General features: G+C 74.4%; 21 protein-coding genes. 9 read left to right on the top strand and 12 right to left on the bottom strand.

The annotated features are described in order from the left end of the window. Positions 1-12: 12 nt before the first annotated feature. The 4 genes from ACFP3R_RS00845 (at position 13) to ACFP3R_RS00830 (ending at position 4,189) form a co-directional block, all read left to right on the top strand. Entirely contained in the window at positions 13-1,023 is a 1,011-nt protein-coding gene (locus ACFP3R_RS00845; RefSeq protein WP_380631745.1) for an ABC transporter substrate-binding protein, read from the top strand. A gap of 17 nt (positions 1,024-1,040) precedes the next feature. Further along, complete coding sequence (locus ACFP3R_RS00840; RefSeq protein ID WP_380631743.1) at positions 1,041-2,060, top strand: FecCD family ABC transporter permease; 1,020 nt, start codon at positions 1,041-1,043, stop codon at positions 2,058-2,060. Next, a complete protein-coding gene (locus tag ACFP3R_RS00835; protein ID WP_380631741.1) occupies positions 2,057-2,860 on the top strand; it encodes an ABC transporter ATP-binding protein in 804 nt (267 codons plus the stop codon). Before ACFP3R_RS00840 ends, ACFP3R_RS00835 begins: the two co-directional genes overlap by 4 nt. Before the next feature lie 141 nt (positions 2,861-3,001). Continuing rightward, positions 3,002-4,189, top strand: coding sequence for an MFS transporter (locus ACFP3R_RS00830; protein WP_380632117.1), 1,188 nt, complete (start codon positions 3,002-3,004; stop codon positions 4,187-4,189). A 109-nt stretch (positions 4,190-4,298) separates the two neighbouring features. On the opposite strand, the gene ACFP3R_RS00825 is transcribed toward ACFP3R_RS00830, so the two are convergent. Next, positions 4,299-4,700, bottom strand: coding sequence for an SdpI family protein (locus ACFP3R_RS00825; protein ID WP_380631739.1), 402 nt, complete (start codon positions 4,698-4,700; stop codon positions 4,299-4,301). A gap of 295 nt (positions 4,701-4,995) precedes the next feature. Between ACFP3R_RS00825 and ACFP3R_RS00820 the strand changes: the two genes are divergently transcribed. Then, positions 4,996-6,015: a carbohydrate-binding protein gene (locus ACFP3R_RS00820; protein WP_380631737.1), complete on the top strand. Its 1,020-nt coding sequence runs from the start codon at positions 4,996-4,998 to the stop codon at positions 6,013-6,015. Between the two features lie 51 nt (positions 6,016-6,066). Here the strand turns inward: ACFP3R_RS00820 and ACFP3R_RS00815 are convergent, their stop codons facing one another. The 10 genes from ACFP3R_RS00815 to ACFP3R_RS00770 form a co-directional block, all read right to left on the bottom strand. Beyond that, positions 6,067-7,125: an ABC transporter ATP-binding protein gene (locus ACFP3R_RS00815; RefSeq protein ID WP_380631735.1), complete on the bottom strand. Its 1,059-nt coding sequence runs from the start codon at positions 7,123-7,125 to the stop codon at positions 6,067-6,069. Next, positions 7,125-7,946, bottom strand: coding sequence for a carbohydrate ABC transporter permease (locus ACFP3R_RS00810; protein WP_380631733.1), 822 nt, complete (start codon positions 7,944-7,946; stop codon positions 7,125-7,127). The genes ACFP3R_RS00815 and ACFP3R_RS00810 overlap by 1 nt, the downstream gene beginning before the upstream one ends. After that, the gene (locus ACFP3R_RS00805) at positions 7,943-8,818 is read right to left on the bottom strand and encodes a carbohydrate ABC transporter permease (protein WP_380631732.1); all 876 of its coding nucleotides are present in this window, start codon (positions 8,816-8,818) and stop codon (positions 7,943-7,945) included. Before ACFP3R_RS00805 ends, ACFP3R_RS00810 begins: the two co-directional genes overlap by 4 nt. Then, positions 8,811-10,205, bottom strand: a complete 1,395-nt coding sequence (locus ACFP3R_RS00800; RefSeq protein WP_380631730.1) for an extracellular solute-binding protein — start codon at positions 10,203-10,205, stop codon at positions 8,811-8,813. Before ACFP3R_RS00800 ends, ACFP3R_RS00805 begins: the two co-directional genes overlap by 8 nt. 271 nt (positions 10,206-10,476) lie before the next feature. After that, the gene (locus tag ACFP3R_RS00795; protein ID WP_380631728.1) at positions 10,477-11,523 is read right to left on the bottom strand and encodes a LacI family DNA-binding transcriptional regulator; all 1,047 of its coding nucleotides are present in this window, start codon (positions 11,521-11,523) and stop codon (positions 10,477-10,479) included. A 98-nt stretch (positions 11,524-11,621) separates the two neighbouring features. After that, complete coding sequence (locus ACFP3R_RS00790; RefSeq protein WP_380631727.1) at positions 11,622-13,511, bottom strand: glycoside hydrolase family 35 protein; 1,890 nt, start codon at positions 13,509-13,511, stop codon at positions 11,622-11,624. Between the two features lie 71 nt (positions 13,512-13,582). Next, complete coding sequence (locus ACFP3R_RS00785; RefSeq protein WP_380631725.1) at positions 13,583-14,926, bottom strand: ABC transporter substrate-binding protein; 1,344 nt, start codon at positions 14,924-14,926, stop codon at positions 13,583-13,585. Positions 14,927-14,957: 31 nt separating this feature from the next. Next, positions 14,958-15,767, bottom strand: coding sequence for a carbohydrate ABC transporter permease (locus ACFP3R_RS00780; protein WP_380632116.1), 810 nt, complete (start codon positions 15,765-15,767; stop codon positions 14,958-14,960). Between the two features lie 63 nt (positions 15,768-15,830). Beyond that, positions 15,831-16,757: a carbohydrate ABC transporter permease gene (locus tag ACFP3R_RS00775; protein ID WP_380631724.1), complete on the bottom strand. Its 927-nt coding sequence runs from the start codon at positions 16,755-16,757 to the stop codon at positions 15,831-15,833. A 135-nt stretch (positions 16,758-16,892) separates the two neighbouring features. After that, positions 16,893-17,732 carry a PhzF family phenazine biosynthesis protein gene (locus ACFP3R_RS00770; RefSeq protein ID WP_380631723.1) on the bottom strand — a complete coding sequence of 280 codons (840 nt, stop codon included), beginning with the start codon at positions 17,730-17,732 and terminating at the stop codon, positions 16,893-16,895. A gap of 60 nt (positions 17,733-17,792) precedes the next feature. On the opposite strand from ACFP3R_RS00770, the gene ACFP3R_RS00765 reads away from it, so the two are divergent. The 4 genes from ACFP3R_RS00765 to ACFP3R_RS00750 all read left to right on the top strand — a co-directional run bounded on the left by ACFP3R_RS00765 (position 17,793) and on the right by ACFP3R_RS00750 (position 22,249). After that, a complete protein-coding gene (locus ACFP3R_RS00765) occupies positions 17,793-18,338 on the top strand; it encodes a PadR family transcriptional regulator (RefSeq protein ID WP_380631721.1) in 546 nt (181 codons plus the stop codon). Further along, entirely contained in the window at positions 18,335-20,341 is a 2,007-nt protein-coding gene (locus ACFP3R_RS00760; protein WP_380631720.1) for an oxidoreductase, read from the top strand. The genes ACFP3R_RS00765 and ACFP3R_RS00760 overlap by 4 nt, the downstream gene beginning before the upstream one ends. Positions 20,342-20,591: 250 nt before the next feature. Continuing rightward, positions 20,592-21,611, top strand: coding sequence for an NAD(P)/FAD-dependent oxidoreductase (locus ACFP3R_RS00755; RefSeq protein ID WP_380631719.1), 1,020 nt, complete (start codon positions 20,592-20,594; stop codon positions 21,609-21,611). 41 nt (positions 21,612-21,652) lie between these two features. Beyond that, positions 21,653-22,249, top strand: coding sequence for an HD domain-containing protein (locus ACFP3R_RS00750; protein WP_380631717.1), 597 nt, complete (start codon positions 21,653-21,655; stop codon positions 22,247-22,249). A gap of 104 nt (positions 22,250-22,353) precedes the next feature. Here ACFP3R_RS00750 and ACFP3R_RS00745 read toward each other — a convergent pair whose 3' ends face one another. Then, positions 22,354-23,214 carry an alpha/beta fold hydrolase gene (locus ACFP3R_RS00745; RefSeq protein ID WP_380631715.1) on the bottom strand — a complete coding sequence of 287 codons (861 nt, stop codon included), beginning with the start codon at positions 23,212-23,214 and terminating at the stop codon, positions 22,354-22,356. Positions 23,215-23,839: the final 625 nt, after the last annotated feature.

Genomic DNA, 23,839 nt, shown 5'->3' with positions numbered 1-23,839 from the left:
GATGTGCGCTCCGTGCCACCCGCCCGTCTCCCCCTGCTGGTCATCGCCACCACCCTCACCCTCTCCGCCTGCGGCGGGCCGCCCGCCGGGGCGCCGGCCGAGCCCGGGACGGCGGTGGAGAACTGCGGTCGCACCGTGCGGGTGACCGAGCCGCTGCGGCGCGCGGTGGCGCTGAACCAGGGCAGCGCGGAGGTCATGCTGGCCCTGGGCCTGGCCGACCGGATGGTCGGCACCGCCACCTGGACCGACCCGGTGCTGCCGGAGTTGGCCGAGGCCAACGCGAAGGTCCCGCGCCTGGCGGAGAACAGGCCGTCGCTGGAGCGGGTGCTGGAGGCCGAGCCCGACTTCGTGGCCGCCTCCTTCGAATCGGTCCTGGGCACCGGCGGCGTCGCCACCCGCGACCGGTTCGAGGAGCTGGGCGTGGCCACCTACCTGTCCCCCACCGACTGCGGCGCCAAGGACAACAGCGGCGACGGCGACGGCGTCCGCACCACCGCGCTGAGCGTGGACGACGTCTACCGGGAGATCCGGGACCTGGCGCGGCTGTTCGCCGTGGAGGCCCGCGGCGAGGAGGTCGTGGCGGGACTGCAACGCCGCCTCGCCGCCGCCACCGAGGGGCTGGACGCGTCCGGGGCCACCGTCCTGTACTGGTTCGCCAACTCCGAGTCGCCCTACCTGGCCGGGTGCTGCGGCGCGCCCGGCGTGATCACGCGGGCGCTGGGCGCGCGCAACGTCTTCGACGACACCGGCGAGGAGTGGCCGCAGGTCAACTGGGAGACGGTGGTCGAGCGCGACCCCGCCGTGCTGGTGATCGGCGACCTCACCCGCCGCTCGCAGACCGCGGAGAGCGCGGCGGCGAAGATCGGGTTCCTGGAGTCCAACCCGGTGACCTCACGGATGCGGGCGGTGCGGGAGAAGCGGTACGTGCCCCTGAGCGGGCAGGCGCTGAACCCGACGATGCGCACCGTCGAGGGCGTCGAGCGCGTCGCCGAGGCGCTGCGGCGGTTCGGGCCGCTCGGGTGACGACCGCGGTGACACCGGTGGCGGCACCGGTCCGGACCGCGCCCTGGTACGCCGCCGGGTTCGGGCTGCTGGTGGTCTCGGTCGCGGTGGCCATCACCATCGGGCCCGCCTCGATCGGGGTCGGCGAGGTGTGGCGCACGGTCTGGGCGCACCTGCGCGGCGCCGAGCCGGTGCTGACGCCCATCCGCGACGGCATCATCTGGCACCTGCGGCTGCCGCGCACGCTGCTGGCGGCGGTCTGCGGGGCGGGGCTCGCGGTGTGCGGCGTGGTGCTCCAGTCGTTGCTGCGCAACCCGTTGGCCGACCCGTTCGTGCTCGGGGTGTCCTCCGGCGCGTCCACCGGCGCGGTCCTCGTGGTGGTGCTCGGCGTGGGCGGCGGGGCGCTGTCGCTGTCCGCGGGCGCGTTCGCCGGCGCGGTGGTGTCCTTCGCGCTGGTGCTGGCGCTGAGCCACCTGCTGGGCGGCCAGCTGGACCGGGTGGTGCTGTGCGGGGTGGCGGCGATGCAGCTGTTCTCCGCGCTGACCTCGTTCGTGGTCCTCACCGCCGCCGACGCGGAGACCACCAGAGGCGTGCTGTTCTGGCTGCTCGGCTCGCTGTCGAGCGCGTCGTGGGTGGAGGTCGCCTCCTGCGGGGCGGTGCTCGCGGCGACGCTGGCGGTGTGCCTGGGGCACAGCCGCACCCTCGACGCCTTCGCCTTCGGCGAGGACGCCGCCGCCGCGCTGGGCGTGCGGGTGGCCCGCACCCGGGTGGTGCTGCTGTGCGCGACCGCGCTGCTCACCGCCGTGCTGGTCAGCTCGACCGGCGCGATCGGCTTCGTCGGTCTGGTGCTGCCCCACGCCGCCCGCGCGCTGGTCGGGTCCGGGCACGTGCGGCTGCTGCCCGCCTCCGCGCTGGCGGGCGCGGTGTTCCTGGTCTGGGTCGACACCCTGGCCCGGACCGTGCTCGACCCGCAGGAGGTGCCGGTGGGGGTGCTCACCTCGCTGATCGGCGTGCCCGCGTTCGTGCTCGTCCTCTACCGCACCAGGAGGTCCCGGTGACGCTGGCCGCCGACCGCGTCAGCCGCACCGCGGGCGGCCACCTCGTGCTCGACGGCGTGGCGGTCGAGTGCGCGCCCGGCGCCACGCTGGGGTTGCTGGGGCCCAACGGCGCGGGCAAGTCCACGCTGCTGCGCGTGCTGGCGGGCGTCCTCGCGCCCACCACGGGCGTGGTCACCCTCGACGGCACGCCGCTGCGGGAGCTGTCGCGCCGCGCCGTCGCCCGCCGCGTCGCCGTGGTGGAGCAGCAGGCCGACACGCAGGTGGAGCTGACCGTGCTCGACGTGGTCCGCCTGGGCCGCATCCCGCACCGCCGCGCGTGGTCGGCGGGGACCGCGGAGGACGCGGAGGCGGTGCGGGAGGCGCTGGCGGCCACCGGGCTCACCGCGCGGGCCGGCCAGTCGTGGCACACCCTGTCGGGCGGGGAGCGCCAGCGGGTGCACCTGGCCCGCGCGCTCGCCCAGCGCCCCCGCGAACTGCTGCTCGACGAGCCGACCAACCACCTCGACATCGCCCACCAGCTCGACCTGCTCGGTCTCGTCGCGGCCCTGCCGGTGACCGGTGTCGTCGCCCTGCACGACCTGAACCTGGCGGCGATGTTCTGCGACCGCGTGGTGGTGCTGCGGGCCGGTCGGGTGGTCGCCGCCGGGTCGCCGGGCGAGGTGCTGACCGAGGAGCTGATCGCCGACGTGTACGGGGTGCGGGCCGAGGTCGCGGCCGACGCGGACGGGCGGCCGCACGTGAGGTTCCTCGGGGTGCTGCGGGGAGCCCGGGAGCGGTCGACGGGCGCCGAAGTCGGGTGACCCCGACCACCGGTCCCGCCCACCCCGGGCCGGTTACAGTTCGTGCCGACCGCCCGGTCTCACGACCACCACGTCCACGGTCCGGTGGAAGGGAGTCGCGTGGCGCACGACGTGGCAGGCGCGGGGCGGCGGCCGACGTCGGTGTTCCGCAGCGCGGCCTTCCTCCGCCTCTGGGCCGGCAGCACCGCCTCCGGCACCGCCACGTGGGCGCTGCCGTTCATCCTCGGCCTCGCCGTGCTCGAACGCTCCATCAGCGCGGTGGAGCTGGGCGTCGTGCTGGCCGCGCGCACCGCGGGCTTCCTCGCCGCCGTGCCGGTCGCCGGGGTCCTGGCCGACCGGTACCCGCGCCGCCGGGTCGTGCTGTGGGCCGGGCTGGTGGCGGGCTGCGCGTCCCCGGTGATCGCCCTGGGCGCCGGGCGCTCGGTGGTGCTGACGGCGGTCGCCGCCGCGGTGGTGGGGGCGGGGCAGGGCGCGTGCAGGCCGGCGTTCCAGGCGCTGACCGCCGAGGTCGTCACCGCCGAGCACCAGCGGCAGCAGGCGAACGCCGCGATGACGCTCTCGGTGCGGGTCACCACGCTGGTGGCCCCCGGTCTCACCGCGCTGCTCGCCGTGGTCGTCGACACCCCCGCCCTGCTGATCGCCACCGGCGTGCTGTGGCTGGTCGCGGCCCTGCTGCCGCCCGCCGGCGGCGCGGCGCCCGTCGCACCGGTCGGGAGGACCCGCTTCACCGCCGACTTCCTGGACGGGGTCCGGGAGGCGCGCCGGCACCCGTGGTTCCTCGCCGGCCTCGGCGCGCTCACCGCGGTGATCGCCACCGGCTACTCCGCCACGGGCGTGGTGCTGCCCCTGGTGAGCCGGGACCGGTACGGCACCGAGGCCGTGCTCGCCGCCGCCCTGACCGCCTACACGGTCGGCGCGCTCATCGGCGCGGTCCTGGTCTCCCGGTGGCGACCCCGCGCGCGGGGGTGGGCCGCGCTCGCGGGCCTGGGCTGCTACGGCTTCGCGCCGCTGGCCCTGCTGCTGCCCGTGCCCGCGGTGGTCGTGGTGGCCGCCTACGCGGTGGCGGGGCTGGGGATCGAGCTGTTCAACGTGCCGTGGTTCACCGCCGCGCAGCGGGAGGTGGAACCGCGGCTGCTGGCCAGGGTTTCCTCGCTGGACTTCCTGCTGTCCTACGGCCTCGCCCCGGTCGGCCTGGCGCTGATCGCGCCGGCGATCGGCCACTTCGGGGCGGGACCGGTGCTGGTCGGCTGCGCGGTGGCGTGCTTCGCCGCGCCGGCCGCCGCGGCGCTCGTGCCGTCCTCGCGCGGGTTCCGGGTGGAGCAGCGGTGAGCGGCAGGTCCAGCGGTGAGCGGTGAGCGGCGGGTCCAGCGGAGCGCGGTCGACCAGGCAGGAGTGCCCGACGGGCGGCCTCGGCCGCCCGGTGCTCCCCCGGGCCCGGTCAGCCCATGGGCAGGTCCCGGTGCCCGCGCGTCATCGCGAGCCCCACGAACACCACCACGACCACGTCGGTGATCAGCAGGGTCGCCAGGAACAGCGCCGCCCGGTCGGTGTTCAGCGTCAGCGCGCCCAGCCCGGCGACCCCCGCCGCCGCGGCGGCGTACGCGAACGGCGCGGCCGCGCGGTGCACGTGCCGCCAGGTCTCGTCGTCGGCGCGGGACCGGCCGGTGCGCAGGCCGAAGAAGGCGTTGCGGGGCAGCTTCTCGTTGGCCCCGAGGTAGGCCATCAGGAACAGGCACAGCGCGGCCGCGCCCTGACAGGCGAACAGCACGCCGACCGCCAACGCGGGCACCGGCTCCGGCTGCTGCTGCGCGGCGGTGCCGAGGACCTGGACGAGGCTCATGCCCACGACCCCCTCTCCCCCGGTGTTCCTCCCGACACCCATGGTAACCGAGCGCTCGGCCGGGAGGTGGGGGTTCCGGCAACCACCCCGCCCCGGGTGCCTTCGGGGGTCGAGGGCCCCGGGTGCGGGGAACCGCAGCCCCGGCGCACAGCAACCGATCGTCCCCTGGCTGATCTCCCCGACCACCCGGCAGGCTTCGGTTACCGCAGTGTCCTGGGGGGACACTCGAACGTGTCGCTGCGTCCTTCTTCCCCTGCGGTGCGCCAGTTCTCCGGTCGAGAGGAACACCGAGGCAATGCCGTTACCGAGTTCTCCGTCCCGCCCCCGCCGTTCACCGGCGCGGCTGCTCGCCGTCGCGCTGCTGGCCGGCGGCGCCCTGCTGGCACCCACCGCGCCCCTGTCCACCGCGTCCCCCGCGGGGGCGACACCGGACAAACCGGTCGAGGTGGCCGCCCCGACCCCGGATTCGCCGGTGAGCAACCGGCTCGTGCCCGCGGTGCGCGGCGAAGCGGCTCGTGCCGCCGCCGGCCCGGTGGTCAGCGAGGGGGTCCGCAAGCCCGGTGAGTCCCGCCCCACCGCCGGCAGCACCACCGCCGCCCGCTCGGCGGACACCACGACCATCACGCCGTGGAGCGGTTCCCTGCACGTCGTCTGGGGCGCGTTCCCGACCGTCTCGTCCATCGGGGCGCAGGCCACCCACACGGTCAACCCGGGCATCAGCATCCCGTCGGGCAACCCCGACGTGGTCTACGCCCCGACGCTGGTCCCGAGCGGCAAGACCTGCATCGAGGTGACCACGTTCTACTGGCAGGGCGGCAACGGCGTCGGCGCGTGGGACTGGTGCGCGGCCTCGCCCGGGTTCGCCGCGGTGGCCTGGATCGACTCCAGCTTCCTGAGCACCTACACCACCTCGTTCCAGGGGCTGCCCGCCTACGAGGTGCTGGACGTGCAGACCAACGCGGTGACCAACTCCTGGACCGCCTACCTGTACAACTACACCACCTCGACCTGGGACGCGCTGTTCACCAGCGCCGACACGGCCAAGCTCAGCGAGACGCACGGCGGCTGGAGCATGTTCGAGGTCTACACCGAGTACAACTCCGCCACCGGCGAGGGCTACTACTGCACCGAGACCTACGGCACGCAGTACCACGCCGCCAACCTCAAGATCAAGGTCGGCAGCACCTGGAGCTCGCTGACCACGAGCAACTCGACGGTGACGCCGCCCGGCAGCCTGAACAGCACCGACTTCGGGTGCTACGGCCTGTCGTTCACCCTGCAAACGGCGAACAGCCACTGGCAGGTCACGCACTGAGGCCCGACCGCGTCCGGTGCGGCGCCCGCGACAGCGGGCGCCGCACCACCCTCACCGCGTCCCGAGCAGGCGACCGTCCCCGGCGCCGTAGAACAGCAGCCGACCCGGCACGGCCCGCACGCTCAGGGACGCGCCGGCCGCCGGTTCGTCCTGCTCGGGCACGGTGAGGCCGACCAGCACGCCGTCCGCGCACTCCAGGGTCACCAGCGAGGTCACGCCCAGGTTCTCCACCGTCGACACGCGCCCGGTCAGGCCGTCCTCGGCGACCTCCAGGTACTCCGGCCGCACGCCGACCACCACGGGCGTGCCGGCCGGCAGACCGGGCGGGCCCGGCAGCCGCGCCCCCGCGCACTCGACACCGCCGTCCCTGGCCGTCCCGTCGAGCAGGTTCATCGGGGTCGAGCCGATGAAGTTGGCCACGAACGTGTCGGCGGGCCGCTGGAAGACCTCGCGCGGCGTGCCGAGCTGCCGCACCCGCCCCGCCTCCATGACCGCGATCCGGTCGGCCAGCGCCAGCGCCTCGGCCTGGTCGTGGGTGACGAACACGGTGGTCAGCGCCAGCTCGCGCTGCCAGCGCTTGAGGAAGGTCCGGGCCTCCAGCCGCAGCCGGGCGTCGAGGTTCGACAGCGGCTCGTCGAGCAGCAGCACGTCGGCCTCCACCGCGATCGCCCTGGCCAGCGCGGTGCGCTGCTGCTGGCCGCCGGACAGCTGGCCCGGCCGGCGGTCGAGCAGCCCGGACAGGCTCAGGCCGGCCGCGACCCGCTCGGCCTCCGCGCGCTGCCGCGCCTTGGGCGCGCGGCGCACCCGCAGCGGGTAGGCGATGTTCTCGGCCACGGTCATGTGCGGGAACAGGGCGTAGTCCTGGAACACCATCGCCACCCCGCGCGCGCCCGGCGGGACCCCGGTCAGCTCGCGCGAGCCGATCGCGACCGCGCCCGCGGCGACCGGCTCCAGGCCCGCGATGGCGCGCAGCAGCGTGGTCTTGCCGCAGCCGGACGGGCCGAGCAGCGCGAACAGCTCGCCGTCGGCCACGCGCAGGTCGAGCCCGTCCACGGCGCGCACCCCGTTCGGGTACTCCACGGCCAGCCCGGTGATGTCGATGCCCGCCATCAGCTCTTGATCCCCCCGTGGAACCGGAACCCGTAGCGCTTGTTCACCAGCAGGTACAGCACGACCACCGGGATCGAGTACAGCAGCGAGAACACCGGGATCACGGTCAGGTTGGCCGTGCCGCCCTCGTCCTGGAGGGTGCGCAGCAGCACCGCCGCCGGCTGCCGCCCCACGTCGCGCAGCAGCAGGAACGGCAGCAGGAAGTTGCCCCACGCGTTCACGAACGACCACACCACCACCGCGGCGACGCCCGGTCGGGCGATGGGCAGCACCACGTGCCCCAGCACCTGCGCCGGCGAGGCGCCGAACACCCGCGCGGACTCCTCGTAGGAGCGCGGCACCGAGTCCATGAAGTCCTTGAGGATGAAGATCGCGGCGGGCAGCATCCCGCCCGCGATCACCAGCGCGGTGCCGAACCGCGAGTCGATCAGGCCCAGCTGGAGCACCAGCACGAACACCGGCACCATCGCCGCGGTGCCGGTGACCACGCTGGAGAGCAGCAGCAACAGGTAGAGCAGCACGTCGCGGCCGGGGAGGCGGACCCGGGACAGCGAGTACGCGGCCAGCGCCGCCAGGGCCGCGGTCACCGCGGTCGCCACCACGCACAGCACCAGCGAGTTGAGCAGCGAGGTCAGCGCGTACGGGTGGGCCAGGGTGGCGCGCACGTTCGACAGCGTCCAGTCCGGCCACCGCACGCCCAGCCCCGGCCGCGCGTCGAACGGGGCGGAGGCCAGCCACAGCACCGGCACCGCGAAGAACGCCAGCACCACCGCGATCACCAGGTGGAAGCCAAGCCGGCGCACCACCTGCGCCGGGCTCACGCCCGCCTCCGCAGCAGCCGCAGGTACCCGAGCGCGACCAGCAGGTTGCCCACCAGCAGCAGCAGGGACAGGGCCGAGGCGTACCCGAGCCGACCGCCCTCCAGGGCCTGGCGGTAGATCAGCACGGGCAGCACCTCCGACTCGTGGTTCGGGCCGCCCGCGGTGAGCAGGAACGGCGTGAAGTCGTTGGCCGTCCACAGGCTGATGAGCAGCGTGTTGGTCAGCACGTGCCCCCTGATGTGCGGGAACACCACGTCGCGCACCACCCGGGGGCCGCTCGCGCCCAGCAGGCGCGCGGTCTCCAGGTGCGAGGGCGGCACGACGGCCAGCGCGGAGCTGTAGAGCAGCATGGAGAACGCCGTCCCGCGCCAGGTGTTGAACACGATCAGGCTCGCCATCGGGTACTCCACCAGCCACGCGGTGGCGGGCCGGTCCAGCAGCAGGCCCAGCGTGCCGCCGTCGCGGCTGAGCACGGCGAACCACAGGAGGGCGACCACCGGGCCGGGCAGGATCCAGGCCAGCAGCACGAACGCCTCGACCACGCGGCGGAGGCGCGGTCGCACCCCGCGCAGCAGCCAGGCCAGCCCGAAGCCGAGCACGTTCTGCCCGATCACGGCCGAGCCGAGCACGAACAGCGCGGTCAGCCCCAGCGAGTTGGCGAACAGCGGGTCGGCCAGCGCCCTGGTGAAGTTCTCCGCGCCCACCACGCTCGGCCGGGCCGCGGCGGGCCCGGTCAGCTGGTAGTCGGTGATCCCGATGTAGAGCGTCCACAGCGCCGGGAACACCAGGAACACCGCGATCAGCAGCAGGGCGGGCGCGACGAAGGCGATCGCCCGCGCCGCGCCCAGACCGGCGACGTCGCGGTCAACCACCCGCAACGGACGCCTCGCCGACCGCCCGGACCAGCGCGTCCCGGTAGTTCCCCGCGGCCTCACCCGGGCTCCGGCCGGCCACCACGTCGGCGGTCGCCTGCTGGAGCGCGGCCGACACCCTCGGGTAGTCGGCCAGACCGGGGCGGTAGCGCGTGATCGGCAGCACCCGCTCGGCGACGAAGGAGAGCACCGGGTCACCCGCCAGCACCTCGTCGTTCACGTCGGTGCGCTGGGTGAGCTGCGCGCCGCCGTCCAGGGAGGTCTTGACCGCCTCGAAGGAGTTGAGGAACCGCAGGAGCTCCCACGCCTGGCGCGGGAACTCCGTGTTCGGGTTGACCACCCGCACACCGCCCCCGGACATGCTCACGAAGTCCTGCCCGCCCACGCCGGCCCCGGGTTGCCGGGCGGGCACCAGGGCCCAGCCCACGGCGGTGTCGCGGTCGGCCATCCCGGCCGCGCCGTTGCGGGGCTCCACCACCGAGCGCCAGAAGTAGTCGCTCTCCAGCAGGATGCCGATCCGGTTCTCCGCGAACAGCGCGAACGACCGGTCGCGGCCGTTGGCCTCCTGCTGGAGCACCGGGTCGCCGAGCCCGCCGCCGTAGACGCGCCGGTACAGGTCGAGGGTCGCCTCCACGCCGTCGGTGGCGCCCTGCCACCTGCCGTTCTCGTACACCTGCTCGCCCGCGCCGGCCAGCACGGGCAGCACGCCCTGCATGGAGGTGGCCTCCCCCATGGCGGTGCCCGCGTTGAGCTGGATCGGCACCACGCCGGGCAGGGCCCGCAGCCTCTCCCCCGCCGCCAGGAGGTCGTCCCAGCTGCGCGGCTGCCAGTCGTCGGGCAGGCCGACCCGCGCGAAGAGCTTCCTGTTGAAGAACAGCACCCGGCCGTCGGTGCCCATCGGCACGCCGTAGCGCCTGCCGTCGAACTCCCCGAGGGCCCGCACGGCGGCGGGGATCTGCTCCCAGCCGTCCCACGCGTCCACCTCGGGGCCGCCGATCACCTCGTCGAGCGGTCGGACCTGGCCGGCCTGGGCGAACTCGCCCAGCCAGATCCCGTCGAGCTCGACGATGTCGCCACCGCCGCCGGTCTTGAAGTCCAGCGCCACCTTGGTCTTGAAGTCCTCGTCGCCCGCGCCGTTCTGCTCGAAGCGGACGGTCACGTCGACGCCCTTGGCCCGCTGCCGCTCGGTGAACCGGGGTATCACCCAGTCGTTGATCCAGGCCGCGCCGCGGGCGTTCTTCCCGCCCACCGCGGCGTTGGCCACGATCGTCAGCGTGACCTCCTTGGCGTCGGCGTTGCGCCCCGGGTCGGTCCCCTCGCTCCGGCCGAGGCACCCGGCCAGCAACCCGCCCACCGCCGCCAGGACGAACACCGTTGTCCGCCGCATGTGCGCCCTCCCGGTCCCGGGCCACGTCGGTCCGGGTTCCAACATGGCACCCGACCGGCCCCCACGGCAGCGCCCTAACGGGCGACCGAGGGGCCCGGGTCGGGTGGCAGTTCGTCGATCCGCCGCTGGACGCCCCCGCGCTCGCGGTGCCGGGCCGGGTACGGCGCGCGGTGCGGGACATCGCGGGCGGTTCGCCCGATCGGCCCGGCGGTCGCGGCAGGTGGGCAGGGTCGGGTGAGCGGGTCAGGCGGTCGCGGTCGGGTGAACCGGGTCAGGCGGTCGGGGGCGCGGTGCTCCCGCGCACGACCAGCCGGGTCGGGACGAGCGTGGTGCCCGGCTCGGTCCGCTTGTGCTGGACCTGGTGCAGGACGCTCTCCACGCAGCGCCGCCCGACCTCGGTGAAGTCCTGGTGCACGGTGGTCAGGGGCGGGATGAAGGAGGTGGCGTCGGGGATGTCGTCGAAGCCGACCACGCTGACGTCGCGCGGCACGACCCGGCCCCGCTCGTGGAAGGCGCGCAGCAGCCCCAGCGCCATCTGGTCGTTGGCGGCGAACACGGCCGTGCAGCCGGGCTCGCCGGCCAGCTCCAGGCCCGCCCGGTAGCCGGAGTCGGCCGACCAGTCGCCGCGCGCCATGGGCGGCACGGGCACGCCCGCCCCCTCCAGCGCGGCCCGCCACGCCGAGGCCCGGCCCTCGGCGGCGTAGGAGTCCTCGGGGCCGGCGACGTGCCAGACGGTGCGGTGACCCAGGTCGAGCAGGTGGCCCACGGCCCGCCGCGCGCCGTCGGCCTGGTCGGTGTCCACGACGGTGTAGCGGTCGCCGCCGTTGGAGTCGACCACCACGACCGGCACTCCGATGGGCAGGCTGACCGTCGCGGCGTCGAGGAGGTGGACCTCCATGATGACGATGACCGCGTCCACCGCCAGTTCGCCCAGTCGGGTGAACGCGCCGAGCACGCCGTCCTGGGTCGGCACCGCCACCGGGATGAGGGTGATGGCGTAGCCCTCGTGGGCGGCGTGGTCGACGATGGCCTCCAGGGTGCGGCTGTTGCCGACCGTGGAGAGGGTGAACAGGATGACGCCGATGGTGCGGAACTCGCCGTACTTCAGCGCCCGCGCCGCGCTGTTGGGGCGGTAGCCCAGCTGCCGCATGGCCTCCAGCACCTGCTCACGCGTGGTGCCCACGACGCTGGGGTGGCCGTTGGACACCCGGGACACCGTCTGGGCCGACACCCCGGCCAGGCGGGCGACGTCGGCCATCGACACGCGGCGCGCGGGCGGCCGCCCCGGGGTGCCCGGACCGGACCTGGTCGGACTCACGCTGCTGGGCTCCTTCCGCGCCGGGCCCGGCGACGCCGCGGTGCCGGATCACTATAAACCGGTGTTGTTTGCGCAAACATCCCGGTCCGCGCCGCGGGTCACGCCTCGGTGTGACCCAGCAGCGGTCCCGGCACGAACCGCGCGACGGGCTCGGTCAGCACGTCGAGTTCGAGCACGACCAGCTCGTTGTCGCCGGACCGCAGCGCCGGGCCGGGGACGTAGAGGGTGCGCTGCGGGCCCCGCGACCAGTAGCGGCCGAGCGGGAAGCCGTTGACCCACGCCACGCCCTTGCCCCAGCCGCGCGTGTCCAGGTGCAGGTCGACCGGGTGGTCCAGGGTGAAGCGGGCGCGGGCCAGGGCGGGTCCGGCCAGCGCGGCGCCGACCGGGGTGGGGTGGTCGGGCCGCACGTCGGGCGGTGCGGCGAGGTCGATCGGCACGACGTCCCAGCCGGTGAGCGGGTGGCCGTCGAGGGCCGCGCCGCCGATGAGGCCCTTGGGCTCACCGAGGCGGGGGCCGTAGTTGACCCGGCCCTGGTCCTCCACCAGGACGGCCAGCTCGCCGGCCGCGCGGCGCAGGCCCAGGGCCCGCTGGTGGTGCTCGCGCAGGAGCGTGCCGACCGGTTGGCCGTCCAGGAAGACCGCGGCGCGGTCGCGGACCTCGCCGAAGCTCAGGACCGCCGGGCCGGGCGCGTCGACCCGCGTGGTCAGCAGCGCGAGGCGGGGCGCGCCGATTGGTTCGCCGGGGCCGGGCTGGTCTGGGCCGGGCTGGTCTGGGCCGGGCTGGTCTGGGCCGGGCTGGTCTGGGCCGGGCTGGTCTGGGCCGGACTCGCCGGAGCCGGACTCACCAGGGCCGAACTGATCGGGTGCGAGCTCGTCGAGGGTCGGCAACCGGTCGTGGCGCCGCCGCCGACCCCACCGCTCCGGGGCGTCGAGGAGGTGCACCGGGTCGCACAGCGGCACCTCGAACCCGGGCGCGGGGACCGCGGCGGGCGGCGGCTCGTCCGGCACGTCGTGGTAGCGGGCGATCACCTCGCGCAGCGCGTGGTACTTGGCGGTGGGGTTGCCGGCCTCGTCCAGGGGCGCGTCGTAGTCGTAGGAGGTGATCGTGGGCTGGTAGACGCCCTTGTCGTTGGCCCCGCTGGTGAGCCCGAAGTTGGTGCCGCCGTGGAACATGTAGACGTTGACCGAGGCGCCCGCCGCGAGCAGGGCGTCCAGCTCGGCCGCGCTCTCGGCGGGCGAGGTGGTGTGGTGGTGGCCGCCCCAGTGGTCGAACCAGCCGTCCCAGAACTCGGCGCACATCAGCGGTCCGGTCGGCTGGTGGCGGCGCAGCACGGCCAGCCGGTCGGCGGCGCGCGAGCCGAACGACGCCGTCCGGTGCAGCCCGTCCAGGCCGCCCGCCGCCAGCATCTCGTCGGTGGCCTGGTCGACGGTGGTCAGCGGGACGGTGATCCCGGCGGCGCGGGCGTGCTCGGCCAGGGTCGCCAGGTAGGTCCGGTCCGAGCCGAACGCGCCGTACTCGTTCTCGACCTGCACCAGGATCACCGGTCCGCCGTGGCGCACCTGGAGCGGGACGACCACCTCGTAGACGCGGTCGAGGTAGTCGGTGACGGCGGCCAGGTAGCGGGGCTCCGCCCGGCGCACGCCCGTGGCCGGGTCGCGGAACAGCCACGCCGGCAGCCCGCCGTTGTCCCACTCCGCGCAGATGTAGGGGCCGGGCCGCACGACGGCGCGCATCCCCGCGTCGGCCACCAGCCGCAGGAACCGACCCAGGTCCAACCCGCCGGTCAGGTCGAAGACGCCCGGCGCCGGGGCGTGCGCGTTCCAGGCGACGTAGGTCTCCACGGTGTTCAGCCCCATGCGCCGGGCCTTGTCGATGCGGTCGGCCCACTGGTCGGGGTGCACGCGGAAGTAGTGCAGCGCGCCGGACAGGACCCGGAACGGGCGTCCGTCGAGCAGGAAGTCGTGCTCGCCGATGCTGAACTCTGGCACGGGGACGGGAATTCCTTCCTGGGGTTCCTCCCGGGTGGCGGGGCGACCGGTCCGGCCGCCCCGCCGCCGGGTCAGCCGGTGGTGACGGTGAAGCCCTGCTGGGTGCCGTAGTCGGCCAGCGCCCGCTGCCACGCGGCCAACCCGCCGTCCAGGCCGGAGCGGTCGGTGTAGGACCTGCCCGCGGTGTCGCCGAAGATGGTGTTGGCGTAGAGCTGGTAGGGCAGGTAGCTCCAGCCCGGCACGACCTGGCCGGCGGCCTCGGTGAGCACCTGGTTGACCTTCTGCCCGCCGAAGTAGGGCGATTCCGCGTCCTTGAACGCCGAGGACCCCAGGTCGGCGGTGGTGGCCGGGAACCCGCCGCTCTCCAGGAACGGCTTGATGCCGTTGCCGTTGTTGAGCCACCGGACGAACGCCGCCGCCAACGCCGGGTTGGCGCTCTGCTCCAGCACCGACTGCGTGCTGCCGCCGTTCTCCGCGGTGACCGGCGTGCCGTCGTAGGTGGGCACCGGCGCGACGGCCCACTTGCCCGCGCCGGCGGGCACCGACGCCTCCAGCACGCCCGGCATCCACGCGCCGACGACCAGCGACGCGATGGTGCCGTCACCCAGTCCCCGGTACCAGTCGTCCGTCCAGCCCCGGATGCCCGACACCAGCTCCTGCTCGACCAGCTCGTCCCACACCGAGGTCCACTTCCTGGCGCCCTCGTCCTGGAGGTCGATCGTCACCGACTGGCCCTCGGTGCGGAACGGCTTCCCGCCCGCCTGCCAGATCATGCTGGTGGCGAAGCCCGCGTCACCGGAGTCGGAGGTGATGTACTTGGTCGGGTCGGCGGCGTGGAGCGCCTTGGCCGCCTCCACGTACTCGGCCCAGGTCTTGGGCACGGCGATGCCGTGCTGGTCGAACAGCTGCTTGTTGTAGAACAGGGCCATGGGGCCGGAGTCCTGGGGCAGGCCGAACAGCCCGCCGCCGACCTTCACCGAGTTCCACGTGGACGGCGTGTAGTCGGACTCGAAATCGGCGAAGCCGTACCGGCCGAGGTCGACCAGCGAGCCGGTGAGCGCGAACTGCGGCAGCGCCTGGTACTCGACCTGGGCGACGTCCGGCGCGCCGGAGCCGGCCTTGACGGCGTTCTGGAGCCTGGTGTAGTGGTCGTTGCCGGTGCCCGCGTTGACGTACTCGACCTTGACGTTGGGGAACTCCCGCTGGAACGCCTCCACCTGGGCCTCGGCCGAGGGGGTCCAGCTCCAGTAGGTGATGGTGCCGCCCTCGCGCAGCGCCGCGTCGACCGCGTCCTGGGTGCCGGTGGCGCCGCCCGGCGCGGCGCCCTCGGGGCCCGACGAGCAGCCCGCCAGGGCGGTGACCAACGCGGCGGCCAGGGCGACGGCCGCCTTCCGGCGTCGTCCGGTGGGGAACATGGCACGGTCCTCTCGCGACGGTGGGTGGGGACTACTGCTTGACGCCGCCCGCGCTCAGGCCCGACTGCCAGAAGCGCTGGAGCAGCAGGAACGCCACGACGAGCGGGACGATGGTGATGACCGAGCCGGTGATCACCAGGTGGTAGATCGGCTGCGCGCCCACGCCGAACGCCTGCGCGCTCCACTGGTTGAGCCCCACGGTCAGCGGGTACCAGTCCGGGTCGCTGAGCATGATCAGCGGCAGGAAGTAGTTGTTCCAGGTGGACACCACCGCGAACAGGGCGACCGTGACGATGCCGGGCGCCAGCAGCCGCAGCGCGACGGTGAGGAAGATCCGCACCTCCCCCGCGCCGTCGAGGCGGGCGGCCTCCAGCAGCTCGTCCGGCACCGCCTCGGCGGCGTAGACCCACACCAGGTACAGGCCGAACGGGCTGACCAGCGACGGGATGATGATCGCCCACGGCGTGTTGGTCAGCCCGAGGTCGCTGAACAGCAGGAAGGTGGGCACGGCCAGCGCGGTGCCCGGGATGGCGATCGCGCCGAGCACCACCGCGAACACCGCGTTGCGGCCCCGGAACCGGTACTTGGCCAGGCCGTAGCCCGCCGCGGTGGCCAGGGCCGTCGCGCCGCCCGCGCCCAGCACGACGTAGAGCAGCGTGTTGCCCAGCCAGCGCAGGAAGATGCCGTTGTCGTGGGTGAAGGTCTGGACGATGTTGTCGAACAGCGCGAACGGGCCGCCGAAGGACAGCCCGGGGGTGGAGAGGAGCGCCTGCTGGGTCTTGGTCGCGCTGATCAGCAGCCAGGCCAGCGGGACCAGGGTGTAGGCCAGGTAGACCGCCATGACGGCGGTGAGCACCGGGGACTTGCGGGGGCGGAGCGGGGATCGGGTCGTGGCCACGGTGCCTCACGCACCCTTCCGCGTGCCGCGCAGCTGCACGACGTAGGCGATGATGGCGGTGATGACGCCCATGACGATCGCGACGGTGGCCGAGTAGTTGTACTGCTGGCCGCCGAAGGACAGGTTGTAGGCGTACATGTTGGGCGTGTAGTAGGTGCTGATCGCGTTGGGCACCAGCGTCCGGAGGATGTTGGGCTCGTTGAACAGCTGGAAGCTGCCGATGATCGAGAAGATCGTGGCGATCACCAGCGCGCCCCGGATCGCGGGCAGCTTGATGCCCAGGACCGTCCGGAACGCGCCCGCGCCGTCGATGGCCGCCGCCTCGTACAGCTCGCCCGGCACCACCTTCAGCGCCGAGTAGAGGATCAGCATGTTGTAGCCGACGAACTCCCAGGTGACGATGTTGCCGATGGACAGCAGGACCCAGTCGCCCGACAGCGGCCGGACGGCGTCGCGCCCGAGCAGGCCGTTGAGGTCGGCGGCCAGGCCGAAGGTGTCGCCGTAGACGAAGCCCCACATCAGCGTCGCCACCACGGCGGGCACCGCGTACGGCAGGAAGATCACGATCCGGAAGAAGCCGGCCGCGTGCAGCCGGGCGCTGTCGATGGCCAGCGCGGCGACCAGGGCCAGCAGGAGCATCACCGGCACCTGGACCACCAGGAACAGCGCCACCCTGCCGAAGGACTCCCAGAACCTCGGGTCGGTGAGCGCCAGGCGGTAGTTGTCCAGGCCGACGAAGGTCGTGCCGCCGAAGAACACCTGCTCGCGGAACAGGCTCAGCCCGATGGCGTAGGCGACCGGCACCAGGAAGACCAGGGCGAACACGACCAGGAACGGTGCGACGAACAGCCAACCCCGGCGGTCGACGCGCCGGCGGCGCACGCGTGGTCGCCTCGGGGTCGGGGGCGCGACCGGGACGGGGGTGGACGTCATCGTCTCTCCCTGCTGGCGCTCGGCGAAGCCGATGTTTACGCAAACATCGGCGGGGACGCTATCCCTTAGCCCACGACATGTCCAGGGTCGACCGGAGGGTGCCGCGGCACTGTCCCGCGCGGCCGGCGGCCGGGCTCAGAGCTCGACCGCGCCGGTGATCCCCTCCCGCACCGCGCCGCCCACCCACAGCCCCTCGTCGTCGAGGTCCACGTGCAGGCGGGCGGCCCGGCCGATCGCGGTCCCCTGGGCGGCCACGTAGGCGCGCGGCGCGACCCCGTCCTCGATCAGCCACCGCGCGAAGCCCGCGTTGAGGCTGCCCGTCGCCGGGTCCTCGACCAGCGACCCCTCGGTGCCGATGAGGGCCCGGACCTCGAAGTCGGCGTCCCCGCCGGCCGGGTGCGCCCCGATCACGCCCACGTCGAGCCCCGCCAGCCCGGCCGGGTCCGGGGTCAGCGCCAGCACCCGCGCCGCGTCGGCCAGCCGCACGCCGAGCCACTCCGGCCCGTTGACCAGCCACGAGCACCCGAGGACCTCCGCGCGCGCCACGCCCAGCGCCGCCGCGACCCTGGCCACCAGGGGCTCGGCCACCGGCTCGAACCGGGTCAGCGGCGGCGCGGCGAAGGCGAACCGGCCGTCGCGCACGCGGACCCGCACGAGGCCGGCGCCGCACTCCTGCACGACCACGCCGTCCCGCGCGGGCTCGCCGCCCCCGGCCAGCCACGCGTGCGCGGACCCCAGCGTGGGGTGGCCGGCGAACGGCAGCTCGACCCCCGGGGTGAAGATGCGCACCCGGTAGTCGGCGTCGGCGGTGGTGGGCCGGAGCAGGAACGTGGTCTCCGACAGGTTCGTCCAGCGCGCGAAGCGCCGCATGTCCTCGTCGCCCACGTCGTCGGCCGCCGCCACGACCGCGAGCGGGTTGCCGGCGTAGGCCGCCGAGCCGAAGACGTCGACCTGCCGGAACGGGTGCGGGACCATGCCCACACCGTACTATGCAACTAGTTGCACCGCACCCGGTTGCACAGTACGGTCGCCGCCATGGCGTTGGAGCACGCGATCCTGGTGTCGCTCGACGAGCGCGCGGGCACCGGCTACGAGCTGGCCCGCCGGTTCGACCGGTCCATCGGGTTCTTCTGGGCGGCCACCCACCAGCAGATCTACCGCACCCTCAAGCGGATGGTCGACCTCGGCTGGGTGACCTGCCACGAGGAGGCCGGGACCGGCCGACCGGACCGGAAGGTCTACGAACCGGCCGACGCGGGCCGCGCGGAGCTGACCCGGTGGCTGGCCGAACCCGGCGAGCCGGAGACGATCCGCCACGAGCTGGCCGTCAAGGTGCGCGGCGCCTCGCTGGGCGACGTGGCCGCGGTGGTCGCCGAGGTGGCCCGGCACCGCGGGCTGCACGCCGAACGGCTCGACGCGTACCGCGCCCTGGGGGCCAGGGACTTCCCCGACCCGTCCGGGCTCACCGGCCGGCGGCTGCACCAGCACCTCGTGCTGCGCGGCGGCGTGCGCGCCGAGCAGGCCCTGGTCGAGTGGTGCGACGAGGTGCTGGCCGCACTGCGGGAGGACACCCGGCGATGACCGCGTACCCGAACCTGTTCCAGCCCCTGGACCTGGGCTTCACCACCCTGCCCAACCGCGTCCTGATGGGCTCCATGCACACCGGCGACGAGGACCGCGCCGGGAACTTCGACCGGCTCGCCGCCTACTTCGCCGAACGCGCCCGCGGCGGGGTCGGGCTCATGGTCACCGGCGGCTTCTCCCCCAACCTCGTCGGGTCGCTCTACCCGTTCGCCTCCAAGCTCACCACGCGCCGCGAGGCGCGCGCGCACACCGGGATCACCCGGGCCGTGCACGACAACGGCGGCCGCATCGCCCTGCAACTGCTGCACGCCGGCCGCTACGCCCACCACCCGCTGAGCGTGTCCGCGTCCGGGCTCAAGGCGCCGATCGGCAGGTTCAGGCCGCGCGCGCTGTCCGACCGGGGCGTCCTCGCCCAGGTCGACGCCTTCGCCCGCGCCACCGCCCTGGCCCGGGAGGCCGGCTACGACGGTGTCGAGGTCATGGGGTCCGAGGGCTACCTCATCAACCAGTTCCTCGCGCCGCGCACCAACCGGCGCACCGACCGCTGGGGCGGCACCCCGGGAAACCGCCGCCGCCTGGCCACCGAGGTCGTCCGCCGCTGCCGCGAGGCCGCCGGGCCCGACTTCATCATCATCTACCGGCTCTCGCTGCTCGACCTGGTCGAGGACGGGCAGACCTGGGAGGAGGTCGTGCGGCTGGGCCAGGAGGTCGAGCAGGCCGGCGCGACCATCCTCACCACCGGGATCGGCTGGCACGAGGCGCGCGTGCCCACGATCGCCACCTCGGTGCCGCGCGCGGCGTTCGCCGGGGTCACCGCGCGGCTGCGCCCGCACGTGGGCGTGCCGGTGGTCGCCTCCAACCGCATCAACATGCCGCAGGTCGCCGAGGAGGTGCTGGCCCGCGGCGACGCCGACCTGGTGTCCCTGGCGCGGCCGTTCCTGGCCGACCCGGACTGGGTGCTCAAGGCCCGGACCGGCCGCGCGGACGAGATCAACACCTGCATCGCGTGCAACCAGGCGTGCCTGGACCACACGTTCTCGCTGAAGAAGGCCACCTGCGTGGTCAACCCGCGGGCGGGCAACGAGACCACGCTGGTCCTGCTCCCCACCCGCCGAGCCAAGCGGGTCGCGGTGGTCGGCGCCGGTCCGGCGGGGCTCGCGGCGGCGACCGCGCTGGCCGAGCGCGGGCACGCGGTCGAGCTGTTCGAGGCCGAGGACGACATCGGCGGCCAGTTCGCCATCGCCCGGCGCATCCCCGGCAAGGAGGAGTTCGCCGAGACGATCCGCTACTACCGGCGGCGGATCGAGGTGACCGGCGTGCGGCTGCACCTCGGCCGGCGGGCGGGCGTCGACGACCTGGCCGGGTTCGACGAGGTGGTCATCGCCACCGGCGTGGTCCCGCGCGTGCCCGCGATCCCCGGCGTCGAACGCGCGCTGTCCTACGTGGACGTCGTGCGGCACGGCGCGCCGGTGGGCGAGCGGGTCGCCGTGATCGGCGCGGGAGGCATCGGCGTCGACGTCAGCGAGTTCCTCACCCACCGGCCGCTCGACCTCGACGGGTGGCGCGCCGAGTGGGGCGTCACCGATCCCGCGCGGGTGCGCGGCGGCGTCACCGCGCCCACCCCGGCCGCGCCCGCGCGGCAGGTGTACCTGTTGCAGCGCAAGACCTCCCGCATCGGCCGCGACCTGGGCAAGACCACCGGGTGGGTGCACCGGGCGGCGCTGAGGGCCAAGGGCGTCGAGCAGCTGACCGGGGTCAACTACGAGCGCATCGACGAGGCGGGCGTGCACATCACCTTCGGCCCCCGGCACGAGCACCCGCGCCTGCTGGAGGTCGACGCGGTCGTGGTGTGCGCGGGTCAGGAGCCGGTGCGGGACCTGGTGGACGCGCTGGCCGGGCGCGGTGTCGTCGCCCACGTGATCGGCGGCGCGGACGTGGCGGCGGAGCTGGACGCCAAGCGCGCGATCGACCAGGGCACGCGCCTGGCCGCAGCGATCTGACCGCCCGCCGGCAACCCGCGCCACCGACCCGCGCCACCGACCCCCCGCCGCCACCGACCCGCCTGTCCCCCACGACCGACCCGAACCGCCACCAACCCCGCCCTCCGAAGTCCGACCGTCGCGGTCCCCCCGCGCCCCGCGCGTCCCACTGCCGAACCCGGGTGCCCGACGGCCACCTTGTTGCCGAATCGGCAAAACACTTTGCCGTATCCGCCGGTCCGGGCGCAGGGTTGTCGTGGAGGTGGTCACGATGACCGGGAACAAGAACGACAGCTGCGACGTGGTCGTGGTCGGCGGTGGCGCCGCCGGGTTGAACGGGGCGCTCGTGCTGGCCCGATCGCGGCGCTCCGTGGTGGTGGTCGACGCGGGTGAACCGCGCAACGCCCCCGCCGACGGCGTGCACGGGCTGCTGGCCCGCGAGGGCATCCCGCCGCGCGAGCTGCTGGAGCGCGGACGGGCCGAGGTGCGCGGCTACGGCGGTCGCGTGGAGACCGGGGAGGTCACCGCCGTGCGCCGCGACGGCGAGGGGTTCGCCGTGGCGCTCGCCGACGACCGGGTGATCCGCGCCCGCCGGGTGCTGGTCACCACCGGCCTGGTGGACCGGCTGCCGGACATCCCCGGGCTGCGCGAGCGGTGGGGCCGGGACGTGCTGCACTGCCCGTACTGCCACGGCTGGGAGGTGCGCGACCAGGCCGTCGGCGTGCTGCTCACCGGCCCGATGTCGGTGCACCAGGCGCTGATGTTCCGGCAGCTCAGCCCGGATGTCGCGCTGCTGACGCACACCGCGCCGCCGCCGGTCGGCGAGCAGGCCGAGCAGCTGGCCGCGCCCGGCATCCGCGTGGTGCCCGGCGAGATGGTGGCGCTGGAGGTCGCCGACGACCGCCTGGTGGGGGTGCGGCTGGCCGACGGCTCGGTGTTCGCCCGCCAGGCGCTGGTGGTCGGCCCCAGGATGGTGGCGCGCGCCGGCTTCCTGTCGGCGCTCGGGCTGCGGGCCGTGGAGCACCCGATGGGGATCGGCGAGCACGTCCCCGCCGACCCGACCGGCCGCACCGAGGTGCCCGGCGTGTGGGTCGCGGGCAACGTCACCGATCCCGTCGCCCAGGTCGGCGCGGCCGCGGCGGCGGGCGCGGCGGCCGGGGCCCAGATCAACGGCGACCTGGTCGCGGAGGAGACCCGCCTGGCCGTCGCCGCCCTGCGCGACCCGTTCTCGCACCGGTCCGAGGCGCGGCTGGCCGAACTGGTGACGGGCGACCGCCGCCACGGCCTGTGAAAACGGGCCCACCGGCGGTGACCTGATCTACGCTGCGGGGCGTGGACCTCTTTCCCGCACCCGATTCCCGGGCGGCCGCCGCGGCCCTGGAGGTGTGCCAGGAGTACGCCGAGCCCTGGCTGCTGAACCACTCGCTGCGCGCCCACGCCTGGGCGAAGGCGTACGCGGCGAAGGTGGACATCGCCCACGACGGCGAGCTGCTCTACGTCGCGGCCCTGCTGCACGACCTCGCGCTGACCCCACCGTTCGACAGCCACCGGCTGCCGTTCGAGGAGGCCGGCGGGCACCTGGCGCGGGTGTTCGCCGCGGGCGCCGGGTGGGGTCGGGCGCGGCGCGATCGGCTGTGCGACGTCATCGTGCTGCACATGCGCGCCGACGTGCCCGCCGACGAGGACCCGGAGAGCCACCTGTTGCAGGTCGCGGTGAGCGCGGACGTGTCCGGGACCCGGCTGGCGGAGTTCCCGCCGGAGCTGCGGACCCGGGTGGTGGACCGCTACCCGAGGCTGGGGTTCGTCGACGCGTTCCTGGACGGGTTCGCCGACCAGGCCGAGCGCAAACCCGGCTGCGCGGCGGCGGAGCTGGTGGGGTCGGACTGGCCGGACCGCGTGCGCGCCAACCCGCTGGACCTGCTCGGCTGACGCGCCGGTCAGGTCCGGCGGGACCCCGGTCGCTCACCCTCGCCGAGCACGGAGGACGTTTCCGACGGGCTGTCCGAGCTGACCGCCGCGTCAATCCGGTCCGTTCACCCTCCCGGAGCGCGGTGGGCGTTCTCCACGACCGCGTCGACGATCGTCGGCCACGCGCCGGGCGGGAGGTCGTGCCCCAGGCCCGGGACGAGCAGGAGCCGCGCACCGCCGATCGCGGCCGCCGTCGCCTCGCCGCCGGAGTGGTGGCACATGCGGTCCGCGGTCCCGTGGACGACGACCGCCGGAACCGTGATCCGCGCGAGCTGGTCGGTTCGATCACCCGCCGCGCGCACCGCCCGGTACTGCCGGCGACGCACCCCGCGGTGGTCGGGGTCGCGGCGGAACGACAGCGCGGTGACCCGCCTGATCTCGGCAACGTCCTGCTCGAAGCCGGGGGACCCGATGGCGCCGAACAGCCGCACGCGCCGCTCCACGGCCTGCTCCTCGGTGCGGGCGGGCCGGGCGAACAGGTGGCGGAGCAGCCAAGGGGACGTGCGCCCCCTGCCGCGTCGGCCGGTGGTGGACATGAGCGAGGCGAGGCTCAGCACCCGCGACGGGTGGAGCGCGGCCATGACCTGGGCGACCATCCCACCCATGGACGCCCCGACCACGTGGGCGCGTTCGACGCCGAGCGCGTCGAGCAACCCCACGGCGTCGGCCGCCAGGTCGGTCAACGCGTAGTCGGTCCCGGGCAGGTGCGTGGAGCGGCCGGCGTCGCGGTTGTCGAACCGGACGACGAAGAAGCCGCGTTCGGAGAGCCCCCGGCAGAACTCGTCGGGCCAGTGCACGAGTTGGAAGCCCAGACCCATGATCAGCAGCAGGGCGGGCCGGCTCGGGTCGCCGAAGGTGGTGAAGCACAGCCGGATGCCGTTGGCCGGCGCGATCCGCTCCGCGGTCCCGGTCGTGTGGTCTGGCACGGGTCTCTCCGCCGTTTCGGGGTGGGCGCGACAGCGGTGCCGGACAGCCGTCGACGAACCCGCCGGACACTATCCGGCCCGCTCCCGGGCCGACCACCGGATTTCTCCCCCCGGACCCGCGTCGGGTGCACGGCGGATCGCATTGAGCTTCCCCCGTAGCCCGGAGTCTTTCCGGGCATGGTCCGACAGGGCTTGGAGGGAGTCGTCCGGGGCACCGCCGAAGAAGTACCCCGACGAGTTGAGGTCCCCTGTGGCCAGGTCGTACCGGGAGTCGGAGCCCAAACCGGTGATCCGGCGCCTGCCCGAGCAGCTGGGCGTGCACCCGAAGACGTTGCGGAACTAGATCCGACAGGACGAGGCCGATCGCGGCGAGCGGGACGACAGGACCACCGCGGCCGAGTTGGAGGAGCTGTGCCGGCTGAGGCGGGAGAACAGAGTACCGCCTCGTCCACCTGCCACGGCCGGGTGGCTCGCCGAACCGTCCGCCGCGAGCACGAGAACCTCGACGCCTTCGCCCAGCTCGACGACCGCCACATCAACGCCGTGTACGTCCTGACGCACCCGTACGGGGTATGGAACAGGGCGGTGGCTGGTGAGACCCGGCAGGTGCCGCACCACAGCTCTT

The sequence above is a fragment of the Saccharothrix lopnurensis genome, from assembly GCF_042658445.1.
GTDB lineage: Bacteria > Actinomycetota > Actinomycetes > Mycobacteriales > Pseudonocardiaceae > Actinosynnema > Actinosynnema lopnurensis.
The sequence above is the reverse complement of the archived record's forward strand: the minus strand, read 5'-3'. Positions and strand labels throughout refer to the sequence as shown.